General features: G+C 52.9%; 3 protein-coding genes. All 3 read left to right on the top strand.

All coding sequences use genetic code 11. The features are described from left to right. Nucleotides 1-707 precede the first annotated feature (707 nt). Nucleotides 708-1166, top strand: coding sequence for a hypothetical protein (locus GY937_17575; GenBank protein ID MCP5058515.1), 459 nt, complete (start codon nucleotides 708-710; stop codon nucleotides 1164-1166). 321 nt (nucleotides 1167-1487) lie between these two features. Beyond that, nucleotides 1488-2081, top strand: coding sequence for a hypothetical protein (locus GY937_17570; GenBank protein ID MCP5058514.1), 594 nt, complete (start codon nucleotides 1488-1490; stop codon nucleotides 2079-2081). Between the two features lie 99 nt (nucleotides 2082-2180). Beyond that, the gene (locus GY937_17565) at nucleotides 2181-3626 is read left to right on the top strand and encodes a terminase (GenBank protein MCP5058513.1); all 1446 of its coding nucleotides are present in this window, start codon (nucleotides 2181-2183) and stop codon (nucleotides 3624-3626) included. Nucleotides 3627-3833: the final 207 nt, after the last annotated feature.

Raw genomic sequence — 3833 nt, 5'->3', positions numbered from 1 at the left:
GTGAAACTGTCGCGGAGAATGGCGGTTCATACTGCAATCAATGACCCATTTATATGACCCATTTTTTCGGGAATGCGTCATTAACTTTAACTATCGCGTTATAGTTAAAAACTATCGGTGAAAACTGACGCTGTGCGCGACAGTTGGGTAATTGACGCGGAGAATGGCGGTTCTGCGCGACAGTTTGGCAGTTTGACAGTTTGGACTGTCATTCTGCGCGACAGTTGTGCGTAAGTCCTTGATTTATAAAAGGAATAAAATGGGTCATCAGTTAAGTCATTGATTCTATTGAAGAAAACGGTAATAATGTTTAAAATCCATGACCCATTCGAAAAAAAATGCGTCATTAGTTAAACCATTGATTTTGTTGAAGAAAAATGAGTTATCCACCGATTTATGACGAATCCATTTTTGGATGCGTCATTACCTCTAGCCCGCACTGCGTAGCCGTTTTACCCCCCAAAATACCCCTCTATGACGAATTGGGTCTATAGTCCAAGTAAATGATTTCGGTATATGCCAAAACTCAGCCAGTGGACTTGGGGCGTAAAAATGGGTCATTGGTCATATACGCTGAGAATGTCAACATTTTGAGAGTCATTGACGCGGTGAGAGTCATTGACGCGCAGAATGACAGTTTTGATGCGGTGCAGCAATTTGGGCTATTAATTGCCTCAAAAGCTTGACATCTGGTAGAATTACTGGCTATGAAAAATAAGCTAATCCAGATCTCAGACTTGATCGCCCTGCCAGCCAAACACGCGCTGTTCGCTATGGAGTGGGTGAAAGACGGCGCTACCCGCCGAGCCGCTGAAGCGTCCGGGTACTCCCCTGACTACGGCGCAAAGCTGATACTAGACCCTCAAGTGTCTGCCGCTATCGATATGATATTCGCACGACGTATGGAGGAGGCCGAGTACGACGCTGATTGGCTCCTGGGCGAGATGGTTGATAACCATTACATAGCACGACAGCAAGGCAATATAAGCGCGAGTAATACCGCCCTGGGCATGGTAGGGAAGCATAAACGGGTCGACGCCTTCGCAGCTGATAAGGTCAACGTGAGCACCGACGCGGACGTTGTGGATCGTTTGGTGATGGCACGGCGGCGGATGCATGCAGCCGTGCAGCAAGCTGACGAAAATAGTGATCCGTCGTTCTTGTGATGGTATCATGCGCGACGTGAGCCCGTTCGAGCGTTACAGGTCCGTCACTGCCTGGCTCCGGGCTCACTAACATTTAACTGATTAACGAGGCAATAGTATGGCACTGATAAAAATGGGAACAGCACAGGACCTTACCCAGTCCAACAGCCCGAATGCGAAGTTCGACTGGATTATGGTCGTCGGTACGACAGGCAGTGTGGTCGTGGATCACACAGGCGGCAACACGACAACTCTCGCGGCAGTTCCAGTGGGTGTGTGGATACCGATGAGCGGAGGCACGAACGTTCAGACAGCGTCGACTGCCGTGGGAATCATGGTGGTATGACCCTCGCAATACTTATGCAACGTATGATGCTCGGCGGGCAGGCAGCTGCCCCATTAGCATTGAACTTCAACGGTAGTGATATCTACGGAGAGTTTACACATCCATATATCTTTACTGGTGATTTTGGCATAGTTATTTCTTTTAAAACCACCGACACTGTGTGCAGTTTGACGAGCGCGATTAATACATACTCGACTCGGTTGCAGGTGTATATAGACAGCGGCGGAACTATGGGAATATGGCATGCCACCACATTAATTGCTGAGACATTGGCCGCAGTAAATGACGGGTTGGATCATGTTGCAGTGATTGAAAGGGCCGGCGCCGGGTGGACGCTAACACTGGACGAGGTACCACAAGACACTGGCAGCGGCAGCGGTGATGTGTCTATAGAACGTGTTGGGCAGCACAACAGCAGCCAATGGTTTAACGGCCAAATCCCATCAATAGGGTTCATAGATAAATCGGGCGCCGAGGATGTCACACAGCTCTTCATATTGAACAATGGCAGTACTACCTCGATCCCCATCTTCGGCGGCGGCGCTGAGGAAATGACTCTGCATGGTGTAGATGCAGGCGACTGGTCTTAACCGCGACGTTACATCGCAGGAAAGTGACACATTTCTGACGTAGATCTCAAGCTAGCAGACGAGGTATCCCAATACCTGTATGACCCCCTGGGGTTCGTCATGTTCGCGTTCCAGTGGGGCGAGCCCGGCACTGCGCTGCACGGCTTCGACGGGCCTGACGGCTGGCAGATCGATGTGCTCAACGACATCGGCGCAGCAGCCAGGCAGCGCAACTTCAACGGGGTGGACCCAGTAGCACCGATCAAGCTCGCGGTGGCATCGGGGCACGGCATCGGCAAGTCTGCACTGTCGGCTTGGATCACACTTTGGGTTAAGTCAACGAGGCCTAACTCCAAGGGCGTTATCACGGCGAACACAGGCGACCAGCTCAAGACAAAGACCATGTCGGAGTTGTCGAAATGGCGCTCACGCTGCATCACGGGGCACTGGTTTGAAATGCATGCGATGTCGATGTGTCACCGTGCGTATCCCGAGCAGTGGCGTGTTGACGCGCTGACGTGTCGCGAGGAGAACTCTGAGGCTTTCGCGGGACTGCACGCAGCAGACTCTACCCCCTGGTACCTGTTTGACGAAGCCAGTGCTATTCCCGAAAAGATCTGGGAAGTCGCGAAAGGCGGCGGTACGGATGGGGAGCCCATGCACTTTGCTTTCGGCAATCCGACTCGTAACAACGGCTCGTTCTATGACTGCTTCGGCACTCAATCTCACCGGTGGATCACTCGGCGGGTAGACAGTCGTACCGCAAAAATGACTAACAAGATCCTGCTACAAGAGTGGCTCGATGATCACGGCGAAGACAGCGACTTCTTCCGCGTACGTGTGCGAGGCATGCATCCCCGCGCAGGGGATATGCAGTTTATTCCGAATGACGTCGTGCATGCAGCACGTAAGCGCGGCAGTGGTATGTATCTAGGCACAGACCCGCTGATCTGCGGAATTGATATGGCACGCGGCGGCGATGACGACTGCCGTATTCAGTTCAGACGCGGCAGAGATGCGAAGTCGGAGAAGTCATACCGCATCGCGGGCGAGAACTCACGTGACTCGATGAAGGTAGTATCCCTGCTCATCCTGGTGCTAGATCGACATAAGCCAGACGTGACGTTCCTCGACAGCGGGTCGATGGGGGGTCCGATAGGCGATCGAATGCGGCAGCTGGGCTATCACGTCATTGATGTCGGTTTCGGTGATAACGCGGCTGACGTGGTCTCATACAAGAGTCGGACAGCGGAGATGGGGTCGCGCTGCAGGCAATGGCTGCTCGATGGGGGGTCGATCCCAGATGATGACCAGCTTGAGATCGAGTTAGTATCGAGGGATTTCGGCCACAATGACAAAGGTCAGCTGGTACTCGAACGCAAGAAAGACATGAAGAAACGAATTGGGGTATCACCTGACTGGGCGGACGCTTTATACCTAACTTTTGCCGAGCCAGTACCGCCGCGTCAAGTGCCCAGAGGGCATCTCGATATGCACATATCACAGCGGGGTGCGCAGCCGCGTGACTATAATCCGCTCGATAGTTTGGATTCTGATCAGTATTGAGATATCATACCCGCATTTACAGCGTGGAGACTCACATATGTGCGGCGGATCAACCCCTTCAGTAACACCACCGACACCCCCACCGAAAGCACCCGAGGCTCCCCGACTCCCTGATGCAGAAGCATCTATCGGCGGGGGAGCAGACGCACGCAGACGTCGTGCAGCGTCACAGGGTCGCAGTGGATCGATCTTGACATCAGGCGCGGG

It is taken from the genome of bacterium (assembly GCA_024228115.1).
GTDB lineage: Bacteria > Myxococcota_A > UBA9160 > UBA9160 > UBA6930.
Note: the sequence above shows the minus strand (reverse complement) of the source record. Positions and strands in the feature narration are given on the sequence as shown.